The 5,601-nt window shown below is 33.2% G+C and carries 4 protein-coding genes and 1 other annotated feature; of the genes, 2 read left to right on the top strand and 2 right to left on the bottom strand.

The features are described 5' to 3' along the window. Nucleotides 1–164: 164 nt before the first annotated feature. The gene (locus tag RWS90_RS07585) at nt 165–2,807 is read right to left on the bottom strand and encodes a valine--tRNA ligase (protein WP_314550168.1); all 2,643 of its coding nucleotides are present in this window, start codon (nt 2,805–2,807) and stop codon (nt 165–167) included. A gap of 104 nt (nt 2,808–2,911) precedes the next feature. After that, nucleotides 2,912–3,130, bottom strand: a binding site (T-box leader). Nucleotides 3,131–3,311: 181 nt separating this feature from the next. Between RWS90_RS07585 and RWS90_RS07580 the strand changes: the two genes are divergently transcribed. Together RWS90_RS07580 and RWS90_RS07575 are read left to right on the top strand one after the other, a co-directional pair. Next, the gene (locus tag RWS90_RS07580; RefSeq protein WP_314550166.1) at nt 3,312–3,584 is read left to right on the top strand and encodes a type II toxin-antitoxin system Phd/YefM family antitoxin; all 273 of its coding nucleotides are present in this window, start codon (nt 3,312–3,314) and stop codon (nt 3,582–3,584) included. Further along, entirely contained in the window at nt 3,571–3,864 is a 294-nt protein-coding gene (locus RWS90_RS07575) for a type II toxin-antitoxin system RelE/ParE family toxin (RefSeq protein ID WP_314550165.1), read from the top strand. The genes RWS90_RS07580 and RWS90_RS07575 overlap by 14 nt, the downstream gene beginning before the upstream one ends. Before the next feature lie 100 nt (nt 3,865–3,964). On the opposite strand, the gene RWS90_RS07570 is transcribed toward RWS90_RS07575, so the two are convergent. Then, nucleotides 3,965–5,395, bottom strand: coding sequence for a sodium:alanine symporter family protein (locus RWS90_RS07570; RefSeq protein ID WP_314550163.1), 1,431 nt, complete (start codon nt 5,393–5,395; stop codon nt 3,965–3,967). Nucleotides 5,396–5,601 lie beyond the last annotated feature (206 nt).

The following is a 5,601-nucleotide window of genomic DNA, read 5'->3' as shown; positions in this document are numbered from 1 at the left end:
GGAGAAAAAAGAATAATAAAGATGATTAATAAACTCTAAGCTAGGTAAAACTAGCTAGAGTTTTTTTATTATAATTAATCTACATCTATTTACTACATAATAAATAAGAGAGTGACTCGATAAAATCTATACGATTTTCGAATCACTCTCTGTTTTATTTTATACTATTTTAAATTATCTAATGCAGCTATTCTTTCTTTAACACTATCATATTGTTCTTGATATGTTGCTTGTTTTTCTTTTTCTTTAGCTACAACTGCTTCTGGAGCAGAACCAACAAATTTTTCATTAGAAAGCTTTTTGTTTACTCGATCTAATTCTTGTTGTAATTTTTCTAATTCTTTACCTAGGCGTTCTTTTTCTTTGTCTACATCGATTAAATCACTTAATGAAACATAGATTTCAGCACCTGGTAAAATACGACTAATATCAGTTTCACTTGCTTCTACTTCGCGTTCAATAATAAGTTCGCTAGGACGAGCAAATTTCTCTAAATACGCACTACCATTTAATAGTACTTCTTTTACGCTATCTTGTGAGTATTTAATCTTAATAGGAATCTCACGAGATATTGGCGCATTCACTTCACTACGGATGTTACGTACTGCTGTGATTACATCTTGGATGAATTGCATATCTTCAGTTTCTTTTTCAAATACTAGACCTTCTTCAACTTTAGCAAATTCACTAGTTACAATACTATCTCCAGTGTGAGGAATGTGTTGCCAGATTTCTTCAGTTACGAATGGCATAAACGGATGTAACATTTTTAGAGAAGCATCAAGAACATATACTAAAATAGATTTAGTAGTTTTCTTCGCGGCTTCATCTTCACCATTTAATGAAATCTTAGCAATTTCAATATACCATGAACAGAATTCTTCCCATACGAAGTTATATAGAATACGGCTGGCTTCACCAAATTCATATTTTTCGAATAATCTTTCAAAGTCTTCAATAGTTTTAGCAAGTTTTGTTAAGATATATTTGTCAGCTAATGTTTTTTCTCCAGTTAAATCAATATCGCTGTATTCAAAACCTTCAAGGTTCATAATTACAAAACGAGAAGCGTTCCAAATTTTATTGATATAGTTCCAACTAGCTTCAATTTTCTCAGTTGAGTAACGTAAGTCTTGACCTGGTGTTGAATTAGTAGCTAAGAAGTAACGTAAGCTATCAGCTCCGTATTGTTCGATTACTTCCATTGGATCTACACCATTACCAAGTGATTTACTCATCTTACGACCTTGTTCATCACGTACTAACCCGTGAATTAAACAATCTTCAAATGGACGAGTACCTGTAAATTCTAATCCTTGGAATACCATACGAGCAACCCAGAAGAAGATGATGTCATATCCAGTTACTAGACAGCTATTTGGATAGTAACGTTTGAAATCTTCACTGTCTAAATCTGGCCATCCTAATGTAGAGAATGGGAATAATGCTGAAGAGTACCAAGTATCAAGAACGTCTTCATCTTGAACATAGTTTTCAATATCTTTTGGTGGGTTTACATCAACATAAACTTCACCAGTTTCTTTGTGATACCATGCTGGAATACGGTGTCCCCACCATAATTGACGAGAAATACACCAGTCTTGGATATTTTCCATCCAAGTATTTAACGTATTTTCAAAACGAGGTGGATAGAAGTTAACTTTTCTATCTGCATCTTTTTGATTTTCTAATACTTTATCAGCAAGAGGCTTCATGTCAACAAACCATTGTTTAGAAAGATATGGTTCAACAACAGCACCACTACGCTCAGAGTGTCCTACTGAGTGAAGGTGTTTTTCGATTTTGAAGCATACTCCACTTTCTTGTAAATCAGCGATAAGAGCTTTACGACATTCAAAACGATCCATTCCGTTATATTTATCTGCACGTTCATTCATAACAGCACCTTCATCCATAACGATAATACGTTCTAAGTTATGACGTTCTCCAACTTCAAAGTCGTTTGGATCGTGTGCAGGAGTTATTTTAACTACTCCACTTCCGAAATCTTTTTCTACATATTCATCGGCAATAACAGGAATTTCTTTATTTGTTACTGGTAAAAGAACTGTTTTACCAATATATTTTTGATATCTTTCATCTTCAGGATGAACAGCAACCGCAGTATCTCCGAATAAAGTTTCAGGACGAGTAGTTGCTACTTCTAGATAATCTCCACTTCCATCAGCTAAGAAATATTTAAGGTGATAGAATGCACCCTCTACATCTTTGTGAATTACTTCAATATTAGATAATGCAGTTCTTTGAACTGGATCCCAGTTGATAATTTTCTCACCACGGTAGATTGTACCATTGTTGTAGTGATCTACGAAAATTTTCGTAACTGCTTTGTTTAATCCTTCATCTAATGTAAATCTTTCTCTTGAGTAATCTAAACCTAATCCAAGTTTAGCCCATTGTGCACGAATATATCCAGCATATTCTTCTTTCCATTCCCATGCACGCTCTAAGAATCTTTCACGACCTAAATCATAACGACTTAATCCTTCTTCACGCATTTTAGCTTCTACTTTAGCTTGTGTAGAAATACCAGCGTGATCCATTCCTGGAAGATAAAGTACATCAAATCCTTTAAGACGTTTATAACGTGTTAACATATCTTGTAGAGTTGTATCCCAAGCATGCCCAATGTGTAATTTACCAGTTACGTTTGGTGGTGGAATTACGATTGTATATGGATTCTTTTTACTTTTATTATCAGCTTTAAAAACTTCTTTTTCCAACCACCAGTTGTAGCGATTATTTTCTACTTCGGTCGGATTATATTTTGTAGACATTTCAGTCATGACTGTTCCTCCTAAATTTTTATTTTATTATTAATTATTTCTACTTTTACTAATTTTATATCGGTGATATTTTTTCTAGGTAAAAAAAATAACCTCCATCCTTACATAAGGACGAAAGTTTCCGTGGTACCACCTTTATTCTAATTATAACATTAGCACTTAATAAGATTAACGCTCTAACCACGTTTAAAGCTACTTACTTTCACTCTAAATGCTCACCGGCTACTTCAAAGTCCTGCCTAGGAGAAATCTCTCAACCACTGATTTCTTTTCTGTATCCTACGGTACGCAAGAACTTCTACTTATCGGCTCATCGCATATATTTTATAATTAAAATATGTTTAATATAATAACACACTTTTTTTTATAATGCAAGTGAAATGAAAACTTTGTAAATATAGTGCGTAAGAATTTGTTAATTTCTATAAAGTCCCCTACCTTTTATATTTTTGACATCCTAAAGAAATAATAGTATAATATCTTTAGATTAGAGGAGGTGCTAATATGCCAAACATTAAATCAAGTACAGATTTACGTAATAATTACAATGAAATCTCTTCGTTTTGTCATGAAACAGGTGAACCGATCTTTATTACAAAAAATGGTCGTGGAGATCTTGCTGTTATGAGCATTGATTTATTCAATAAATTCATGGGAAGATACGAACTATATCAACTTCTTGAACAAAGTGAATCTGATTTCACAAATGGTCGTACCCTAACTTTTGATGATTCCATAAAAAGTTTGAGAGAGGATCTAAAAAATGGAACATTATAAAATACTTGTTTCTGAAACCTATCACAAAGACCTAAAAGATATAATCCATTATATTTATCATAATTTAGACGCACCACTTACTGCATCTACCTTACTTGACGAGATAGAATCTACTGTTTCTACTCTTTCTATCATGCCTCTTCGCTATGGATTAGTTGATGATGTCTATCTACGCCGTAAAGAATTTAGAAAATGTCTTGTTAAGAATTACATCATTTTCTATAAAGTAAACGAAGAAAATAAAACTGTCATGATTCACCGAATTCTTCATGCAAGATAAAAATGGATTGATATCCTATAAAAAACATTCCAGAATAGACATAAGAAAGTACTTCAATGACTAGAAATCTAATTCTATCATTGAAGTACTCTTTTAAATATTAATCTTCTTTTTTATTTTTCCATGCTGTGGCGTTATCTATTTTAATTGGTAAATTATCTAAATAGAACTCCGGATCTTTTCCTTGCTTATGTTGTTTCACGTAGTCTTTTAATACTACATAAACTACACCAGAAAGACCAATAATAGCGATTAAGTTAAGTAAACTCATAATTCCCATTGTTACATCCGCAAGTCCCCAAACTAAATCTAAGTTCATTACACTTCCTACGTATACAAAGATACATACAATAACACGATAAACATTAACTGCCCATTTTTTAGGAAGTAAGTATTGAATGTTTGTTTCACCGTAGTAGTAGTTACCAATTACAGAACTATATCCAAATAAGAAGATTGCAACGATTAAGAAAATTGTTCCAATACTCCCTACTTGTGAAGTTAGAGCTGCTTGTGTGAGTTGGATACCTTGTAACTTACCAGCCCCATATTCCACACCAGGATACAGTAGGATTAAGAATGCTGTTGCTGTACATACTAAACATGTGTCGAAGTAAACTCCTAAAGTTTGGATAAATCCTTGTTTAGCTGGGTGAGTACTGTCAGCTGTTGCTGCTGCGTTAGGAGTTGATCCTAAACCAGCTTCGTTAGTGAACATACCACGTTTAATTCCTAAAAGTATTGATGTTCCCATACCGATTACTCCACCACCTACTTGTTCAAGACCAAATGCTGATCTAACGATTTGAACAAGAACACCAGGTAATTTGTCAATATTAATAACCATAATAACTAATACGATAAATAAGTACGCCACTGCCATTACTGGTACTAACCATTGAGTAATTTTAACAACTTTTGTTACACCACCAAAGATTACGAAAATTGTAAGAATTAATAATGCAATCCCTGCGATATGTGTATCCACATTGTATACTTGTAAGGCTTGAGCAATAGTATTAGTTTGAACCGAGTTAAATGCTACACCATAAGTTACTGAAATAACAATCGCAAATAACACACCCATCCATTTTTGTCCAAGACCTTTTTCCATATAGTAAGCAGGTCCACCGCGATAAACTCCTTTTTTATCACGAACTTTATATACTTGTGCTAACGTTGATTCGGCAAATGATGAAGCTCCACCAAATAATGCCATTACCCACATCCAAAATACTGAACCAGGTCCTCCCATTGCAATCGCAATAGCAACCCCAGCAATTGTTCCAGTACCTACTCTTGACGCGGCTGAAATAGTGAATGCTTGGAATGCTGAAACCCCTTTTTGTTCTCCATCCTTGCCTACTTTTGGCTTTTCAGTAATAAGTCTGAACATTTCTTTAATATAAGTAAATTGAATAAACTTTATACTAAATGTAAAATAAATACCAGTTACCATTACTAACCCTATTAGGAAATAAGTCCACATAAAGTCATTAACGGTATTTAATAATTCTAAAAATCTATCCATTAAGAGTCAACTCCTCGTTAAATTTATTTTATTATGTAACCTATTATACTTTAAAAAATAATACACTCGTTAATATACGTTAGAAAATCTTACATGAATCTAACATGTTGTGAAAAAACGTTAATAATAGCCGAGTAAATCCTCTTATAAAATAGGTTGTATACTAAATCCGGGGCATGGAAAAAATTCCAGCCCCGGATTTCAAT

The sequence above is a fragment of the uncultured Gemella sp. genome (genome assembly GCF_963529685.1).
Classification (GTDB): domain Bacteria; phylum Bacillota; class Bacilli; order Staphylococcales; family Gemellaceae; genus Gemella.
Note: the sequence above shows the minus strand (reverse complement) of the source record. Positions and strands in the feature narration are given on the sequence as shown.